The organism is Streptomyces sp. NK15101, assembly GCF_020400725.1.
Taxonomy (GTDB): Bacteria; Actinomycetota; Actinomycetes; order Streptomycetales; family Streptomycetaceae; genus Streptomyces.
The window spans coordinates 130028-146955 of record NZ_JAINVG010000001.1 but is presented as its reverse complement, the minus strand read 5'-3'; the positions used below and the strand labels follow the sequence as shown (position 1 = coordinate 146955).

Sequence of the window (16928 nt, the reverse complement as noted above, 5' to 3'; positions counted from 1 at the left end):
TGGGGCGTACGTACGCGAGGACGACGCGGTCTCCCCCGGGATCCACCTACTCCCTGCGCGGGAGGGAACACCGCGCGCAGTCGTCCTTGGGGAGGAGCGCATCCCGCTCCGAACAGTGCGGTAATGGAGACAGGGCCCGTACTGTGGATCCTGTCGAAGAGCTGGAGCCGAAGTCCGTCAGAAGGGGGCGCGCGAAGCCCATGAGCGGTGTCATGAAGCGTATGGGGATGATCTTCCGCGCGAAGGCGAACAAGGCCCTTGACCGGGCCGAGGATCCGCGCGAGACGCTCGACTACTCCTACCAGAAGCAGTTGGAGCTGCTGCAGAAGGTGCGACGGGGCGTCGCCGACGTCGCCACCTCCCGCAAGCGGCTCGAACTCCAGCTGAACCAGCTGCAGAGCCAGTCCGCCAAGCTGGAGGACCAGGGCCGCAAGGCGCTGGCCCTCGGCCGCGAGGACCTGGCGCGCGAGGCGCTGTCCCGGCGGGCCGCCCTCCAGCAGCAGGTCAGCGACCTGGAGGTGCAGCACCAGACGCTGCAGGGCGAGGAGGAGAAGCTCACCCTCGCCGCCCAGCGTCTCCAGGCCAAGGTGGACGCCTTCCGCACCAAGAAGGAGACCATCAAGGCGACCTACACGGCGGCCCAGGCGCAGACCCGGATCGCCGAGTCGTTCTCCGGAATCTCGGAGGAGATGAGCGACGTCGGTCTGGCGATCCAGCGGGCCGAGGACAAGACCGCCCAGCTCCAGGCGCGCGCGGGCGCGATCGACGAGCTGCTCGCCTCGGGCGCCCTGGACGACCAGTCCGGGCTCGCCAAGGACGACATCCAGGCGGAGCTGGACCGGCTGTCCGGCGGCACGGACGTCGAGCTGGAGCTCCAGCGGATGAAGGCCGAGCTGGCCGGGGGCCCCTCGGCGCAGCAGCAGGCCATCGAGGGCGGTGGCGCGGCCACGCCGCAGGACCGCACCCAGCAGCAGTCCCACCCGCGCTTCGAGAAGTAGGCGACAGACAGGACGCGTCATGATCGTACGGATCATGGGGGAGGGCCAGTGGAAGCTGGCCGACAGCCGCTTCGTCGAGCTGAACAGGCTCGACGACGAGCTGCTCGAAGAGATGGAGACGGGGGACGAGGAAGGGTTCCGGCGGACGCTGTGCGCCCTCCTCGACGCCGTCCGGCGGCTCGGTGAGCCACTGCCGGACGACGCCCTGGAGCCCTCGGAACTGATCCTCCCGGCTCCGGACGCGACCCTGGACGAGGTCCGCGAGATGCTCTCCGACAACGGCCTGATCCCCGGCTGACCCCCGCCCCCGCCCACCCCGTTGTGGGCAGGCGTTCCGCCGGGGCGGAACGGGTGGGCACAACGGAACGGCGCCCTTGCCGGCACCCGAGGCTCCCGGGCCTGAACCCGCACCCCGTGCACAGTGCGCTGTCGGTGCGGGTCAAGGCGCGGAACGCGGAGGCGCCGCTGAGGGCGCCGTTCCGTGTGCCCACCCGTCCCGCCCTACGGGACGATTGCCCACACGGCGGGTGGCGGAGGGGCACCGCCCCGCCGGGCGCGGGCCCACACGGCAGGTGGGTGCCGTCCCGCCGGGCGCGGGCCCGTACCGTGCGGGTGCCGGCCCGGGAGCGGGCCCCCACGGCCCCCGGCAGCCCGCCCCGCGGGGACCCGCCCCGTACCGTTGTCTCCCGTGACCCCCACCGGCCCCGCCACCGGCACCCTCCACGCCCGTCTCCGCGACTGGTTCCGCGCGCACCCTCCCGCCTTCGACGCCGCGATCGCCGCCGGCACGCTCGTCGCCATGATCGCGGGGTCCTTCACCGATCCCCACGGCAGCCCGGACGGGCCGACCTTCGGGGACCGCGTGCCCGACGTGTGGAGCGTGCTCATCATGATCGCGGGGGCCGCCGTGCTGGTGTGGCGCCGGCGGAACCCCTTCGCGGTGCTCTCCGTCACCGTCGTGCTCGGCCTCGTCGAGCTGATGGACGACAACCGGCCCGCCCCGATCGCGATGAGCGCCGTCGTCGCGCTCTACACGGTCGCCTCCCGCACCGACCGGCCCACCACCTGGCGGGTCGGCCTCGCCACGATGACGGCGCTCACCGCCGCGGCCATGGCCTTCGGCCCGACCCCCTGGTACGCGCAGGAGAACCTCGGCGTCTTCGCCTGGACGGGCATGGCGGCCGCGGCCGGGGACGCCGTCCGCAGCCGCCGGGCCTTCGTGGACGCCATCCGGGAGCGGGCGGAGCGGGCCGAACGGACCCGCGAGGAGGAGGCCGGGCGGCGGGTCGCCGAGGAGCGGCTGCGGATCGCCCGCGACCTCCACGACGTCGTCGCCCACCACATCGCGCTGGTGAACGTGCAGGCCGGGGTCGCCGCCCACGTCATGGACAAGCGCCCCGACCAGGCCAAGGAGGCCCTCGCGCACGTCCGCGAGGCCAGCCGCTCCGCCCTGGACGAGCTGCGCGCCACCGTCGGCCTGCTGCGCCAGTCCGGCGACCCGGAGGCCCCCACCGAGCCCGCCCCGGGCCTCGCCGTCCTCGACGGGCTGCTCGACAGCTTCCGCAAGGCCGGCCTTCCCGTCGCCCTGGCCCGCGCCGACGAGGGCCTGACACTGCCCGCGACCGTCGACCTCGCCGCGTACCGGATCGTGCAGGAGGCCCTGACCAATGTGCGCAAGCACGCGGGACCGGACGCGAAGGCCGAGGTGAGCGTCGTCCGGGTGGGCCGTACGGTCGAGATCACCGTCCTCGACGACGGGGCGCCCCCGGCCGTCCCGCCCCCGGCCGTCGAGCAGCCCCCGGTCGGCGGCCACGGGCTGCTCGGCATGCGGGAGCGGGTCGGCGCGCTGGGCGGCACCCTCACCGCCGCCCCCCGCTACGGCGGCGGCTTCCGCGTCCAGGCGATACTGCCGGTGACGACCCGCACGGGGGAGGACGGCACGTGACGATCCGGGTACTGCTCGCCGACGACCAGGCCCTGCTCCGCAGCGCCTTCAAGGTCCTGGTGGACTCCGAGCCCGACATGGAGGTCGTCGGCGAGGCGCCCGACGGCGACGGGGCGGTCGCGCTGGCCCGCTCCACGCGGCCCGACGTCGTCCTGATGGACATCCGCATGCCGGGCACCGACGGCCTCGCCGCCACCCGGATGATCACGGCGGATCCCGAGCTGGCCGACGTGCGGATCGTCATGCTGACCACCTTCGAGGTCGACGAGTACGTCGTGCAGTCGCTGCGCGCCGGCGCCTCCGGCTTCCTCGGCAAGGGCGCCGAGCCGGACGAGCTCCTCGGCGCGATCCGGATCGCCCACGCCGGCGAGGCGCTGCTGTCCCCGGCCGCCACCAAGGGCCTGATCGCCTCCTTCCTCGCCCAGGGCCCGGGCGCGGACACCACGGGCGCGCCCGGCGGGGCCCGCGCCGAGCGGCTCGCCGTGCTCACCGCCCGGGAGCGCGAGGTCCTCGTCCTCGTCGCGGGCGGTCTTTCGAACGACGAGATCGCCGAGCGGCTCGACGTCAGTCCGCTCACCGTGAAGACGCACGTCAACCGGACCATGGCCAAGCTCGGCGCCCGCGACCGGGCCCAGTTGGTGGTCACGGCCTACGAGTCCGGTCTCGTACGCCCCCGGGTGGAGTGAGCGCGTACTCCAGACGCGGTATGCGCGACATAAGGAAGTGGACCCGGGGGCCGAGGACTTCCGGCCGCGAGTGGCAGATCGTATGGACGGGGGGGCAGCTCCGGCGGATCCAGCGGGTCCGGGCCGGGGCCTTGGCTGCTCCCGCCTGACGACGAGTACGCCACAGAAGAGAGACCCCATGTCCTGGCTGTCCAGATTCAGCCTCGCGCAACGGGCCCTGATCGGGCTGATGTCCATCGTCGCGATCGTGTTCGGGGCGATCGCGATCCCGCAGCTGAAGCAGCAGTTGTTCCCCTCGATCGAGCTGCCCATGGTCTCGGTCCTCGCCCCGTACCAGGGCGCCTCTCCCGATGTGGTCGAGAAGCAGGTCGTCGAGCCGCTGGAGGACAACCTCAAGGCCGTCGACGGCCTCAAGTCGGTCACCGCCACGGCCTCCGAGGGCATGGCCGTCGTCATGGCCTCCTTCGACTACGGCGACGAGTCGACGAAGCAGCTCGTCGCCGACGTCCAGCAGGCCGTGAACCGCGCCCGCGCCCAGCTGCCCGACGCCGTCGACCCGCAGGTGATCGCCGGTTCGACGGACGACATGCCGACCGTCGTCCTCGCCGCCGCCTCGGACAAGGACCCGCAGGCGCTCGCCGACCAGCTGGAGCGGACCGTCGTGCCCGCCCTGGAGGACATCGAGGGCGTCGGCCAGGTCTCCGTCAGCGGTGTGCAGGACCTCCAGGTCTCCGTGACCCCCGACGAGCGGAAGCTCGCCGCGGCCGGGCTCAACACGATGAAGCTCGCCGAGGCCCTGCGCTCCGGCGGCGCCACGATGCCGGCCGGCTCCTTCTCGGAGGCGGGCAAGTCCCGCACGATCCAGGTCGGCGGCGGCTACACCTCGCTGAAGCAGATCGAGGACCTGCGCATCCCGGCGGCCGTCCCCGGCAAGGGCAAGGCGGTCCGCCTCGGTGACGTCGCCACCGTGAAGCAGGAGGAGTCCCCGCGCACCTCCCTCACGCGGACGAACGGCAAGCCCAGCCTCGCCGTGATGGCCACCATGGACAAGGACGGCAGCGCCGTCGCGATCTCCGACGCCGTCGAGGAGAAGCTGCCCGATCTGCGCCGCGACCTCGGCGCGGGCGCCGAGCTGACCGTGGTCTCCGACCAGGGCCCGGCCGTCGCCAAGGCCGTCTCCGGCCTGACCACGGAGGGCGCGCTCGGCCTCGTCATGGCCGTCCTGGTGATCCTGGTCTTCCTCGCGTCGGTCCGTTCCACCCTGGTGACCGCGGTCTCCATCCCGCTCTCGGTCGTCCTCGCCCTCATCGTGCTGTGGACCCGCGACCTCTCGCTGAACATGCTGACGCTCGGCGCGCTCACCATCGCCATCGGCCGGGTCGTCGACGACTCGATCGTGGTCCTGGAGAACATCAAGCGGCACCTGGGCTACGGCGAGGAGCGCCAGAGCGCGATCCTCACCGCGGTCCGCGAGGTGGCGGGCGCCGTCACCTCCTCGACCCTCACCACCGTCGCCGTCTTCCTGCCGATCGGCCTGACCGGCGGCATGATCGGCGAGCTGTTCGGCTCGTTCTCGCTGACGGTCACGGCGGCGCTGCTCGCCTCGCTGCTGGTCTCCCTGACCGTGGTCCCCGTCCTCTCGTACTGGTTCCTGCGCGCCCCCAAGGGCACCCCGGAGGACCTGGCGGAGGCCCGCAGGCTGGCCGAGGAGAAGGAGGAGAAGAGCCGCCTCCAGCGCCTGTACGTGCCGGTCCTGCGGTTCGCGACCCGGCGCCGCTTCACGAGCCTGGCCATCGCGATCGTCGTCCTGGTCGTCACCTTCGGCATGGCCCCGCTCCTGAAGACGAACTTCTTCGACCAGGGCGAGCAGGAGGTCCTCAGCATCCAGCAGGAGCTGGCGCCCGGCACCAGCCTGAGCGCCTCCGACGAGGCCGCGAAGAAGATCGAGAAGGTCCTCGCGGACACCGAGGGCGTCAAGGACTACCAGGTCACCGTCGGTTCCTCCGGCTTCATGGCGGCCTTCGGCGGCGGCACCGGCTCCAACCAGGCCTCGTACAAGGTGAGCCTGGAGGACTCCGCCTCGTACGAGGAGACGCGCGACGCCATCGAGAAGGGTCTCGACTCGCTCGACGGCGTCGGCGACACCACCATCGCCGCGGGCGACGGCTTCGGCTCCCAGGACCTGAGCGTGGTCGTCAAGGCCGCCGACCCGGAGGTCCTCGAGAAGGCCTCCGAGCAGGTCCGCACCGCGATCGCCGGGCTGAAGGACGTCACCGACGTCCAGAGCGACCTCTCGCAGTCCGTCCCGCGGATCTCCGTGAAGGCGAACGCCAGGGCGGCCGACGCCGGCTTCGACACCACCTCGCTCGGCGCGGTCGTCGGCCAGGCCGTCCGGGGCACCCCGGCCGCCAAGGCGACCCTCGACGACAGCGAGCGGGACGTCCTCATCACCTCGGCGCAGCCGGCCACCACCCTGGCCGCGCTCAGGGCGCTGCCGCTCGGCCCGGTGAAGCTGGGCGACGTCGCCACCGTCGAGCTGGTCCCCGGCCCGGTCTCGATGACCCGGATCGACGGCGCGCGCGCCGCGACGATCACGGCCAAGCCGGTCGGTGACAACACCGGCGCGGTGAGCGCATCCCTGCAGTCGAAGATCGGCGCGCTCGACCTGCCGGAGGGCGCCACCGCGACCATCGGCGGCGTCTCCGAGGACCAGAGCGAGGCCTTCCTCAACCTGTTCCTGGCGATGCTCGCGGCCGTCGCGATCGTCTTCATGCTCCTGGTGGCGACCTTCAGGTCGCTGGTCCAGCCGCTGATCCTGCTGGTCTCGATCCCGTTCGCGGCGACCGGCGCGATCGGTCTGCTCGTGGCCACCGGCACGGCGATGGGCGTCCCGGCGATGATCGGCATGCTGATGCTCATCGGCATCGTCGTCACCAACGCGATCGTCCTGATCGACCTGATCAACCAGTACCGGGCGCAGGGCCTGGGCGTCGTCGAAGCGGTGATCGAGGGCGGCCGGCACCGGCTCCGCCCGATCCTGATGACCGCCCTGGCGACGATCTTCGCCCTGCTGCCGATGGCCCTCGGCCTCACCGGCGAGGGCGGCTTCATCGCCCAGCCGCTGGCGGTGGTGGTGATCGGCGGTCTGATCACCTCGACCCTGCTGACCCTGCTCCTCGTCCCGACGCTCTACGCGATGGTGGAGCTCCGCAAGGAGCGCCGCGCGAGGAAGAGGGCGGCGAAGAAGGGCGGCGCGGACGTCCCGGAGCAGCCGACGGACGCGAACACCGACACGGACCTGCTGGACGTCCTGGACGCCTAGTCGGCCGCGCGTACGCCGAAGGGCGCCCCGCACACCGCGGGGCGCCCTTCGGGCGTATCAAGGGGGGAATCGTTACGGCAGCGCCAGCATCCGCTCCAGGGCGAGCTTGGCGAAGCTCTCCGTCTCCTTGTCGACCTGGATCTGGTTGACGAGGTTGCCCTCGGCCAGGGACTCCAGGGTCCACACCAGGTGGGGGAGGTCGATGCGGTTCATGGTCGAGCAGAAGCAGACCGTCTTGTCGAGGAAGACGATCTCCTTGCCCTGGTCGGCGTAACGGTTCGCCAGACGGCGGACCAGGTTCAGCTCCGTGCCGATGGCCCACTTGGAACCGGCCGGGGCCGCCTCCAGGGTGTTGATGATGTACTCGGTCGAGCCCACGTAGTCCGCGGCGGCGACGACCTCGTGCTTGCACTCGGGGTGGACGAGCACGTTCACGCCCGGGATGCGCTCGCGCACGTCGTTGACCGAGTCCAGCGAGAAGCGGCCGTGCACCGAGCAGTGGCCCCGCCACAGGATCATCTTGGCGGCGCGCAGCTCCTCGACGGTGAGCCCGCCGTTCGGCTTGTGCGGGTTGTAGACCACGCAGTCGTCCAGGGACATGCCCATGTCGCGGACGGCGGTGTTGCGGCCCAGGTGCTGGTCCGGCAGGAAGAGCACCTTCTCGCCCTGCTCGAAGGCCCAGTTCAGGGCCCGCTCGGCGTTGGACGAGGTGCAGATCGTGCCCCCGTGCTTGCCGGTGAAGGCCTTGATGTCGGCCGAGGAGTTCATGTACGAGACGGGCACGACCTGCTCGGCGATGCCGGCCTCGGTCAGCACGTCCCAGCACTCGGCGACCTGCTCGGCGGTGGCCATGTCGGCCATGGAGCAGCCGGCCGCGAGGTCGGGCAGGACGACCTTCTGGTCGTCGCCGGTGAGGATGTCGGCCGACTCGGCCATGAAGTGCACACCGCAGAAGACGATGTACTCGGCCTCGGGCTTGGCGGCGGCGTCGCGCGCGAGCTTGAAGGAGTCACCGGTCACGTCGGCGAACTGGATGACCTCGTCGCGCTGGTAGTGGTGGCCGAGCACGAAGACCTTGTCCCCGAGCTTCTCCTTCGCGGCGCGGGCGCGCTCCACGAGGTCAGGGTCGGAGGGCGACGGCAGATCGCCAGGACACTCCACGCCGCGCTCGCTCTTCGGGTCGGCCTCGCGGCCGAGCAGGAGCAGGGCGAGCGGCGTCGGCTGGACGTCCAGGGGCTGGGCGGTGGTCACGTCACGCACCCTTTCTTCGGGGAACCTTTTCGTCGAAATGACGCTATCTATCATAACCCGCTTCACGTCATTCTGACGATGTCCATAGTGTCGATGTGACGAATTCGCCGTCCGCGCTCCTGGACATGGTGTGCGAGCATGAAAGAGGGAAGACCCCACTCGGCCCGGAATGAATCCGGGGCACCGTCGGTTGCAACCGTCGGCAAGCAGTCTCCGTACACACCGGGAGAGAAGCAGATGTCCGTATCGGACGAGAAGACCACTGTCAGCGACGGCATCCTCCTGTCCGACGCCGCCGCGGCCAAGGTCAAGGCCCTCCTCGACCAGGAAGGCCGCGATGACCTGGCCCTGCGCGTCGCCGTTCAGCCCGGCGGCTGCTCCGGCCTGCGTTACCAGCTCTTCTTCGACGAGCGCTCGCTCGACGGCGACGTCGTGAAGGACTTCGACGGCGTCAAGGTCGTCACCGACCGCATGAGCGCCCCGTACCTCGGCGGCGCGTCGATCGACTTCGTCGACACCATCGAGAAGCAGGGCTTCACCATCGACAACCCGAACGCCACGGGCTCCTGCGCCTGCGGCGACTCGTTCAGCTAAGCCTGTACGCGCGTGAGGGCGGCGGTCCCGGGAATTGCCCGGGCCGCCGCCCTCACGCGTACACGGGGAACGTCAGCCGCGCACGGGGAACGTCAGCGCCGAGGCACCGGCTGCCCGCTCGCCTCGTCGACCACCGGACGCCCGCCCAGTGGGCTCTGCAGGGTCACGGTCAGCGTGATCTCCTTGGCGATCGCGATGCACGCCCGCCCGGGGTCGGACTTCTCGTCGATCCGCACGGTCACCTTCTCCGGCGACTCCACGGCCTTCGCGGTGTACGTGCTGCACACCCCGCCCCAGAAGGTGACCGTCAGCTTCCGGCCGTCCTCCGCCGTCCGGTACGACTCGATCCGCCGGGCCGGCGCCGTCTCCTCGTCCGGCGAGGGCTTCGTCGGCGGCGCCAGGTGCCCCGGGGCGACCGCCGTCTCCGTCACCGTGTACGGCGCAGCGTCCACCGGGTCGGCCGTGAACAGCCACGCCGGCACGAGCAGCCGTTCGCCCGCCACGTCCTGCGCGGCCAGACCGAACACCGCGCCCGTCACCGGGACCTCGGTCGGTGCGGCCGTGTCCGCGGCCGGCGGGCAGGGCGCGGCCGGGTCGGTCCTGCCGCTCCCGTCGACCGGCGCCGGGCCGTCCTCGCCGGTCCCCTCGACCCCGGCCGGCGGATCCGTCGCGCAGCCGCCGATGCCGATCGGGCCGGTGCCCTTCGCGTCCTCGTTCAGCTCCGCGAGCGCCTCCGCCGCCCCGACGACCGGATACGTGTCGCCCTTCACCGGCTCCTTCAGCGTCCCGCTGCCGGCGACCGCCCGGCCGTCCGGACCGATGTGCAGCCCCGTCGACCAGCCGTAGGTCGGCAGCCCGTCCACCACCGGATCGGCGTTGACCACCCGCACCGAACCGTCCATCACCTGGGTCGCCGTCACCTTCGCGTCGTCCTGTCCCAGGGCCTTCAGGACGGGGACGGCCGCCGCCTTCGCCGCCGCCTCGCTCACCGGCGTACGGCCCGCGGTCGGGGGCTTAGCCCGGCCCGGCGGCGGGCACGCCGTCCCCTTGAGGCAGCTGTCGCCGACCGGGCCGCCGTCGTACCAGGAGTACGTCCAGTTCCCCGGGGCCGCCTTCGCCACGTCCAGGCGCGGACCCTGACCGTCCTTCTCGGGCCGGATCGTCCAGACGTCCCCGACCAGCACGGGCCGGCCCTCGACCCCGAGGGCTTCGGCCAGCCTGGTCACCTCCGCCGAGGTGACCAGGCCCTCGGGCCGGTGGACCGCGGCCGAGGAGGGCCCTGGGGGGAGCGGGCCCTTGGCCTTGTAGACCGTCCCGTGCGCACCACCGCTCGGGTCCGGCTCGCCGGGAGCGATCCCGGGACCGCCCCCCGTACTGCCGCCGCCGGCCTCCCGGGCCAGGGGCGGCGATCCGGCCGCGTCGGCGGCCTTCCCGGCCGCCCCGGCCGGCGTGGCCTCACCGGACGCCGCGGTGGCCAGATAGACGCCACCGCCCCCGGCGAGCAGCACACCCGCCGCCACCGAGGCGGCGAGGATGTTCCGTCGCCTCCGCACGTTCTCCGTACCGCTCACCGCAACGCTCCCTCGTCTCGACCGGACGCCGATGGGACGGAGCGGAGGCGCGGACGGTTCCGTCCGTCAGCCGCCGTACTCGACGGTGGCGTCGATCAGCCGGGCCGAGGCCGCCGGAACGACGACGCCGTGGATCGACGCGGGGGAGACCCGAACGGGGTCCGGGCCGGTCGGAGTCACCCAGTGGGGAGCCATCCGGGCGCCGTCCCCGCGCAGCTGGGCGAGGCTCAACTCGGACTCGTGACGCTCACGAGGAGCGGGGTAGGTGGTCATGGGCGCACCGTATGCACCGCACCGCTCCACGGAAAAGACCTACTCTGGGGTAGTTTCCACTGTTCGGCAGTGCGCCCCCCACCCGGTAGCGTGAACTGTCGTTCTCTCCGTCGCCCATCACCGCCTCCGTTCGAGCGCCTCGCGCGCCCCTACTGAATTCCGCAGGAGCACCCCGCCGTGCGTATCGCAGTCACCGGCTCCATCGCCACCGACCACCTCATGACCTTCCCCGGCCGGTTCGCCGACCAGCTCGTGGCCGACCAGCTCCACACGGTGTCCCTCTCCTTCCTCGTCGACAACCTGGACGTCCGCCGGGGAGGCGTCGCCGCCAACATCTGCTTCGGCATGGGACAGCTCGGCAGCCGCCCCGTCCTGGTCGGCGCGGCGGGCTTCGACTTCGACGAGTACCGCGCGTGGCTCGACCGGCACGGCGTCGACACCGGCTCGGTGCGCATCTCCGAGGTCCTGCACACCGCCCGCTTCGTCTGCACCACCGACAGGGACCACAACCAGATCGGCTCCTTCTACACCGGTGCGATGAGCGAGGCCCGGCAGATCGAGCTCAAGGCCGTCGCCGACCGCGTGGGCGGCCTCGACCTGGTCCTCATCGGCGCCGACGACCCCGAGGCGATGCTCCGCCACACGGAGGAGTGCCGGACCCGGTCCATCCCCTTCGCCGCCGACTTCTCGCAGCAGATCGCGCGCATGGACGGCGAGGAGATCCGCACCCTCCTCGACGGCGCCACCTACCTCTTCTCCAACGAGTACGAGAAGGGCCTGATCGAGTCCAAGACCGGCTGGACCGAGGCGGAGATCCTCTCCCGCGTCGGCCACCGCGTCACCACGCTCGGCTCGCGAGGCGTCCGCATCGAGCGGGTCGGCGAGACCCCCATCGAGGTCGGCTGCCCCGAGGAGACGGCCAAGGTCGACCCCACCGGCGTCGGTGACGCCTTCCGCGCGGGCTTCCTCACGGGCCTGTCCTGGGGCGTCGGCCTGGAGCGGGCGGCGCAGGTCGGCTGCATGCTGGCGACGCTGGTCATCGAGACGCTGGGCACGCAGGAGTACACGCTGCGGCGGGCGAACTTCATGGAGCGCTTCACGAAGGCGTACGGCGAGGAGGCCGCGACGGAGGTCCAGTCCCACCTGCTCTGACCCACCCCCGCCGGGGCGGTGCCCCTGCCGCGCGGGCGCCGTGCCCGGCGGGGCGGTGCCCCTCGCCCCGCCCGTGCGGGCCGCGCTTCCGCCCGTGTGGGCAGTCGTCCCGTTGTGCCCACCCGTTCCGCCCCGGCGGAACGACCGCCCACAACGGGGGGCGCGAGGGGCGGAGGCGGTGGTCACGACACCCGGCGGACCACGTACGCCGTCCCGCCCCCCGCCCCCGGCGACTCCCCCACGTACTCCTGCCCCCGCATCTCGCACCACGCCGGAATGTCCAGTCGCGCCGCCGCGTCGTCCGAGAGCACCGTCACCGTTCCGCCCACCGGCACGTCGCCGATCACCTTCGCGAGTTCGATCACCGGGATCGGGCAGCGCTTGCCCAGGGAGTCCACGACGAGCGAGCCCGAGGGCGACGGGGCCGGCGGGGCGGAGACGGGGGCCCCGAGCCGCTCCCGTACGTCCGCCACCACACCCGGCAGCACGGCGAGGAAGCGGTCCACGTCCTCCTCCGAGGTCCCCGCGGGCAGTGACACCCGGACGTTCCCCTCGCTCAGCACCCCCATCGCGCGCAGCACATGGCTGGGCGTCAGGGTCGAGCTCGTACACGACGAACCGGACGAAACGGAGAAACCCTCCCGGTCCAGCTCGTGCAGGAGCGTCTCCCCGTCGACGTACAGGCAGGAGAAGGTGACGAGGTGGGGGAGCCGGCGCACCGCGTCGCCCACCACCTCCACGTCCGGCACCAGCTGGGGCACCCGCGTCCGGATCCGGTCCACCAGGGCCCGCAGCCGTGCCCCTTCGGCGTCCGCCTCAGCCCGGACCGCCCGCAGCGAGGCCGCCGCGGCCACGATCGCCGGCAGGTTCTCGAAGCCCGGTGCCCGGCCCGACTCCCGCTCGTCGGAGGGGCCTTGCGGCGCGAACCTGACCCCCTTCCGTACGGCGAGCAGCCCGACCCCCGCGGGCCCGCCCCACTTGTGCGCGCTCGCCGCCAGCAGCGACCAGCCGCCGTCCACCGGGCCCCAGGCGAGGGACTGGGCCGCGTCCACCAGGAGCGGCACCCCGGCCGCCCGGCAGGCCTCCGCCGCCTCGGCCACCGGCTGCACCGTGCCGACCTCGTGGTTGGCCGACTGGAGGCACGCCAGGGCCGTGCCGGGAGTGAGCGCGGCCGCGAAGGCCTCCGCGTCCACCGCCCCCGACCGGTCCACCGGCACCTCGGTCACCGTGCCGCCCGCCGCCGCGTGCGTCTCGCCCGCGTGCAGGACGGAGGAGTGTTCGACCGCGGAGACGACGAGCCGGTCTCCGACACGCCGACGCCCCGCGAGCGCGCCGGAGATCCCGGCGTGAACCGCGCGTGTCCCCGAAGGAGTGAACACGAGCTCGTCCGGACGGCACCCCACGGCCTCCGCGGCGGCCTCCCGGGCCGCGTCGAGCAGCAGCCGGGCGCGCCGCCCCTCCCGGTACAGCCGGGCCGGGTCGGCCCAGCCCTCGTCGAGGGAGGCGAGCAGCGCCTGACGGGCGACGGGATGCAGCGGGGCGGCGGACGCGGCGTCGAAGTACGGCATCCGCCCACGGTAGAGCCTGTGCCCGGCCGGTCCTCGTCGGCCCGGGCCCGGCCTCCCTCGGTGTTCCGGATCCGGGCCGCACGCCCCCCGCCCCGGGCCTCCGCGCACGCCCCGCTCCGCGCCCCCGCACGCGCCCGGCTCCACCCCGCCCCACCTCCGATGAGCCCTCGTCAGAAGCCCGTCCCACCACGCCGACAGCCCGCCGGACGGGCGCCTCCGGTCCCCCTCCGGAACCCCGGAGTCCACCCCTTCGGGGGCCCGAACGGCGCGTTGGGCACCCTCCCCGCGCGACCCCAAATAGCGTCCAGTAGGGTTTGGTCCGCATAAACATCCAAACCCCTGCCCGCGGCCGGGGCGGCGACCGACCAGCGAGACGGACGGCCGTGGCCGACCACTGCGGGCCGAGACTCTCGGGAAGGCGCTACGTGAGTCCCAACGGCTCCGACCGCTCGTCGCGGCGCCCGATGCGGCGGAAGCTGCCGCAGGTGCTGACTGCGGGCCTGATCCTGGCGACAGCCACCGGCTGCTCGTACAACTGGGAAGACTTCCCCCGCCTTGGCATGCCCACCCCCGTCACGGAAGAGGCGCCTCGGATCCTCTCCCTCTGGCAGGGCTCCTGGGCCGCCGCCCTGATCACGGGCATCCTGGTGTGGGGCCTGATCCTCTGGGCCACCATCTTCCACCGGCGCAGCCGGACCAAGGTCGAGGTACCTCCGCAGACCCGTTACAACATGCCCATCGAGGCGCTGTACACGGTCACCCCGCTCATCATCGTCTCGGTGCTCTTCTACTTCACCGCGCGTGACGAGTCCAAGCTCCTCGAGCTCACTCCGAAGCCGGCCCACACGATCAACGTGGTCGGCTACCAGTGGAGCTGGGGCTTCAACTACGTCGAGAACGTGCCCGGTGTGCAGGGCGACGCGAAGACGGACAAGAACCTGGCTACGCTTCCGGACCGCTACAAGGTCCAGTTCCCGGAGAACGCGGGCGGCGTCTACGACGCCGGCATCCCCGGCACCCGGAACCCCCAGACCGGCAACCCGGGACCGACGCTCTGGCTCCCCAAGGGCGAGAGGGTCCGGTTCGTCCTGACCTCGCGTGACGTGATCCACTCCTTCTGGGTGGTTCCCTTCCTGATGAAGCAGGACGTCATCCCGGGCCACCCCAACGCCTTCGAGGTCACCCCGACCCGGGAAGGCACCTTCCTCGGCAAGTGCGCCGAGCTCTGCGGTGTCGACCACTCCCGGATGCTCTTCAACGTCAAGGTGGTCTCCCCGGAGCGCTACCAGCAGCACCTGAAGGAGCTGGCGGAGAAGGGGCAGACCGGCTACATCCCGTCTGGCATCGAGCAGACGGACCCGGCCAGGAATGCGGAGAAGAAGCAACTGTGAGCATCCCCAACGAAACCCAGGGTGCCGCCGCAGCTGAGGACTCGTACGAGAACGAGCTGCCCGTACGGCGCAAGCAGCCCGGCAACGTGGTCATCAAGTGGCTCACCACCACCGACCACAAGACCATCGGCACGATGTACCTGGTCACGTCGTTCGCCTTCTTCTGCGTCGGCGGACTCATGGCGCTCTTCATGCGCGCCGAGCTCGCTCGTCCCGGCACGCAGATCATGTCGAACGAGCAGTTCAACCAGGCGTTCACGATGCACGGCACGATCATGCTGCTGATGTTCGCGACGCCGCTCTTCGCCGGCTTCGCGAACTGGATCATGCCGCTGCAGATCGGCGCGCCCGACGTGGCGTTCCCGCGGCTGAACATGTTCGCCTACTGGCTGTACCTCTTCGGCTCGCTCATCGCGGTGGCCGGCTTCCTCACCCCGCAGGGTGCCGCCGACTTCGGCTGGTTCGCCTACTCCCCGCTGTCGGACGCCGTCCGCTCGCCGGGTGTCGGCGCCGACATGTGGATCATGGGTCTGGCCTTCTCCGGCTTCGGCACGATCCTCGGTTCGGTCAACTTCATCACCACGATCATCTGCATGCGCGCTCCCGGCATGACGATGTTCCGCATGCCGATCTTCACCTGGAACGTGCTGCTGACCGGTGTCCTGGTCCTGCTCGCCTTCCCGGTCCTGGCGGCCGCGCTGTTCGCCCTGGAGGCGGACCGCAAGTTCGGTGCCCACGTCTTCGACGCGGCCAACGGCGGAGCGCTGCTCTGGCAGCACCTCTTCTGGTTCTTCGGACACCCAGAGGTGTACATCATCGCCCTGCCGTTCTTCGGCATCATCTCCGAGGTCATCCCGGTCTTCAGCCGCAAGCCGATGTTCGGCTACATCGGCCTGATCGCCGCGACCATCGCGATCGCGGGTCTCTCCGTGACCGTGTGGGCGCACCACATGTACGTCACCGGTGGCGTGCTCCTCCCGTTCTTCTCCTTCATGACGTTCCTCATCGCCGTTCCGACCGGCGTGAAGTTCTTCAACTGGATCGGAACGATGTGGAAGGGCTCGCTGTCCTTCGAGACCCCGATGCTCTGGGCCGTCGGCTTCCTGATCACCTTCACCTTCGGTGGTCTGACCGGCGTCATCCTGGCCTCGCCCCCGATGGACTTCCACATCTCCGACTCGTACTTCGTGGTGGCGCACTTCCACTACGTCGTCTTCGGCACCGTCGTCTTCGCGATGTTCTCCGGCTTCCACTTCTGGTGGCCGAAGTTCACCGGCAAGATGCTCGACGAGCGCCTCGGCAAGATCACGTTCTGGACGCTGTTCATCGGCTTCCACGGCACCTTCCTGGTGCAGCACTGGCTCGGTGCCGAGGGCATGCCGCGTCGTTACGCGGACTACCTGGACGCCGACGGCTTCACCGCGCTGAACACGATCTCGACGATCTCCTCGTTCCTGCTCGGTCTGTCGATCCTGCCGTTCTTCTACAACATCTGGAAGACCGCCAAGTACGGCAAGAAGATCGAGGTCGACGACCCGTGGGGCTACGGCCGTTCGCTCGAGTGGGCGACGTCCTGCCCGCCGCCGCGGCACAACTTCCTCACCCTGCCGCGGATCCGTTCGGAATCCCCGGCGTTCGACCTGCACCACCCTGAGATCGCCGCTCTCGACCAGCTCGAGAACAAGCCGCACGAGGCCGAGGCCCTCACGGGCAGCAAGGAGGCCGGCAAGTGAAGATCCAGGGCAAGATGTTCATCTGGCTGAGCGTCTTCATCCTTGCCATGGCGATCCTCTACGGCGTCTGGTCCAAGGAGCCGGTCGGCACGACGGCGCTCTTCCTGGCCTTCGGCCTGGCCATCATGATCGGCTACTACCTGGCCTTCACGGCCAAGCGTGTCGACGCGATGGCGCAGGACGACAAGGAGGCCGACGTCGCGGACGAGGCCGGTGAAGTGGGCTTCTTCGCCCCGCACAGCTGGCAGCCGCTCTCGCTGGCCATCGGCGGTGCGCTCGCCTTCCTCGCCATCGCGATGGGCTGGTGGCTGCTGTACTTCTCCACCCCGCTGATCCTCGTCGGCATCTTCGGCTGGGTCTTCGAGTTCTACCGCGGCGAGAACCAGAACCAGTAGCGGTACCCCGCTCCGCACCGGAGCACACCGAGGGGCCCGGACACTTCGT

The 16928-nt window shown here is 71.3% G+C and carries 14 protein-coding genes; 10 read left to right on the top strand and 4 right to left on the bottom strand.

All coding sequences use genetic code 11. The annotated features are described in order from the left end of the window. The first annotated feature begins 200 nt into the window (after positions 1 to 200). From K7G60_RS00690 to K7G60_RS00665, 5 genes are all read left to right on the top strand, one after another. A complete protein-coding gene (locus K7G60_RS00690) occupies positions 201 to 998 on the top strand; it encodes a PspA/IM30 family protein (protein WP_225798761.1) in 798 nt (265 codons plus the stop codon). 19 nt (positions 999 to 1017) lie between these two features. Then, entirely contained in the window at positions 1018 to 1296 is a 279-nt protein-coding gene (locus tag K7G60_RS00685; RefSeq protein ID WP_225798760.1) for a hypothetical protein, read from the top strand. A 390-nt stretch (positions 1297 to 1686) separates the two neighbouring features. Beyond that, positions 1687 to 2943, top strand: a complete 1257-nt coding sequence (locus tag K7G60_RS00675; protein ID WP_225798759.1) for a sensor histidine kinase — start codon at positions 1687 to 1689, stop codon at positions 2941 to 2943. Next, positions 2940 to 3629, top strand: a complete 690-nt coding sequence (locus K7G60_RS00670) for a response regulator transcription factor (protein ID WP_225798758.1) — start codon at positions 2940 to 2942, stop codon at positions 3627 to 3629. The genes K7G60_RS00675 and K7G60_RS00670 overlap by 4 nt, the downstream gene beginning before the upstream one ends. Positions 3630 to 3807: 178 nt before the next feature. After that, a complete protein-coding gene (locus K7G60_RS00665; protein WP_225798757.1) occupies positions 3808 to 6951 on the top strand; it encodes an efflux RND transporter permease subunit in 3144 nt (1047 codons plus the stop codon). Between the two features lie 72 nt (positions 6952 to 7023). On the opposite strand, the gene nadA is transcribed toward K7G60_RS00665, so the two are convergent. Further along, on the bottom strand, positions 7024 to 8202 hold the full coding sequence (nadA, locus tag K7G60_RS00660; protein ID WP_225798756.1) for a quinolinate synthase NadA: 1179 nt from the start codon (positions 8200 to 8202) through the stop codon (positions 7024 to 7026). Between the two features lie 237 nt (positions 8203 to 8439). Here nadA and K7G60_RS00655 point away from each other — a divergent pair, with 237 nt between their 5' ends. Next, positions 8440 to 8796 (top strand): iron-sulfur cluster assembly accessory protein, encoded by a 357-nt coding sequence (locus K7G60_RS00655; RefSeq protein WP_018848827.1) that lies wholly within the window; start codon positions 8440 to 8442, stop codon positions 8794 to 8796. 92 nt (positions 8797 to 8888) lie between these two features. On the opposite strand, the gene K7G60_RS00650 is transcribed toward K7G60_RS00655, so the two are convergent. Beyond that, on the bottom strand, positions 8889 to 10367 hold the full coding sequence (locus K7G60_RS00650) for a hypothetical protein (protein ID WP_225798755.1): 1479 nt from the start codon (positions 10365 to 10367) through the stop codon (positions 8889 to 8891). A 66-nt stretch (positions 10368 to 10433) separates the two neighbouring features. After that, positions 10434 to 10640, bottom strand: coding sequence for a hypothetical protein (locus K7G60_RS00645; RefSeq protein ID WP_225798754.1), 207 nt, complete (start codon positions 10638 to 10640; stop codon positions 10434 to 10436). 177 nt (positions 10641 to 10817) lie between these two features. On the opposite strand from K7G60_RS00645, the gene K7G60_RS00640 reads away from it, so the two are divergent. Continuing rightward, positions 10818 to 11792, top strand: a complete 975-nt coding sequence (locus K7G60_RS00640; RefSeq protein WP_225798753.1) for a carbohydrate kinase family protein — start codon at positions 10818 to 10820, stop codon at positions 11790 to 11792. Positions 11793 to 11974: 182 nt separating this feature from the next. Here K7G60_RS00640 and K7G60_RS00635 read toward each other — a convergent pair whose 3' ends face one another. Next, entirely contained in the window at positions 11975 to 13360 is a 1386-nt protein-coding gene (locus tag K7G60_RS00635) for a cysteine desulfurase/sulfurtransferase TusA family protein (protein WP_225798752.1), read from the bottom strand. Positions 13361 to 13785: 425 nt separating this feature from the next. Between K7G60_RS00635 and coxB the strand changes: the two genes are divergently transcribed. From coxB to K7G60_RS00620, 3 genes are read left to right on the top strand one after another with little or no spacing between them, the layout of a single operon-like run. Continuing rightward, positions 13786 to 14751, top strand: a complete 966-nt coding sequence (gene coxB / locus K7G60_RS00630; RefSeq protein ID WP_225798751.1) for a cytochrome c oxidase subunit II — start codon at positions 13786 to 13788, stop codon at positions 14749 to 14751. Continuing rightward, positions 14748 to 16484: a cytochrome c oxidase subunit I gene (gene ctaD, locus K7G60_RS00625; protein ID WP_225798750.1), complete on the top strand. Its 1737-nt coding sequence runs from the start codon at positions 14748 to 14750 to the stop codon at positions 16482 to 16484. Before coxB ends, ctaD begins: the two co-directional genes overlap by 4 nt. Continuing rightward, a complete protein-coding gene (locus tag K7G60_RS00620) occupies positions 16481 to 16879 on the top strand; it encodes a cytochrome c oxidase subunit 4 (RefSeq protein WP_225798749.1) in 399 nt (132 codons plus the stop codon). The genes ctaD and K7G60_RS00620 overlap by 4 nt, the downstream gene beginning before the upstream one ends. Positions 16880 to 16928: the final 49 nt, after the last annotated feature.

What these genes read in the sequence shown, in the direction of transcription:
- K7G60_RS00690 (WP_225798761.1), top strand. Translation starts at nt 201, where the DNA reads ATGAGCGGTGTCATGAAGCGTATGGGGATGATCTTCCGCGCGAAGGCG.
- K7G60_RS00685 (WP_225798760.1), top strand. Translation starts at nt 1,018, where the DNA reads ATGATCGTACGGATCATGGGGGAGGGCCAGTGGAAGCTGGCCGACAGC.
- K7G60_RS00665 (WP_225798757.1), top strand. Translation starts at nt 3,808, where the DNA reads ATGTCCTGGCTGTCCAGATTCAGCCTCGCGCAACGGGCCCTGATCGGG.
- K7G60_RS00655 (WP_018848827.1), top strand. Translation starts at nt 8,440, where the DNA reads ATGTCCGTATCGGACGAGAAGACCACTGTCAGCGACGGCATCCTCCTG.
- K7G60_RS00645 (WP_225798754.1), bottom strand. Translation starts at nt 10,640, where the DNA reads ATGACCACCTACCCCGCTCCTCGTGAGCGTCACGAGTCCGAGTTGAGC.
- K7G60_RS00635 (WP_225798752.1), bottom strand. Translation starts at nt 13,360, where the DNA reads ATGCCGTACTTCGACGCCGCGTCCGCCGCCCCGCTGCATCCCGTCGCC.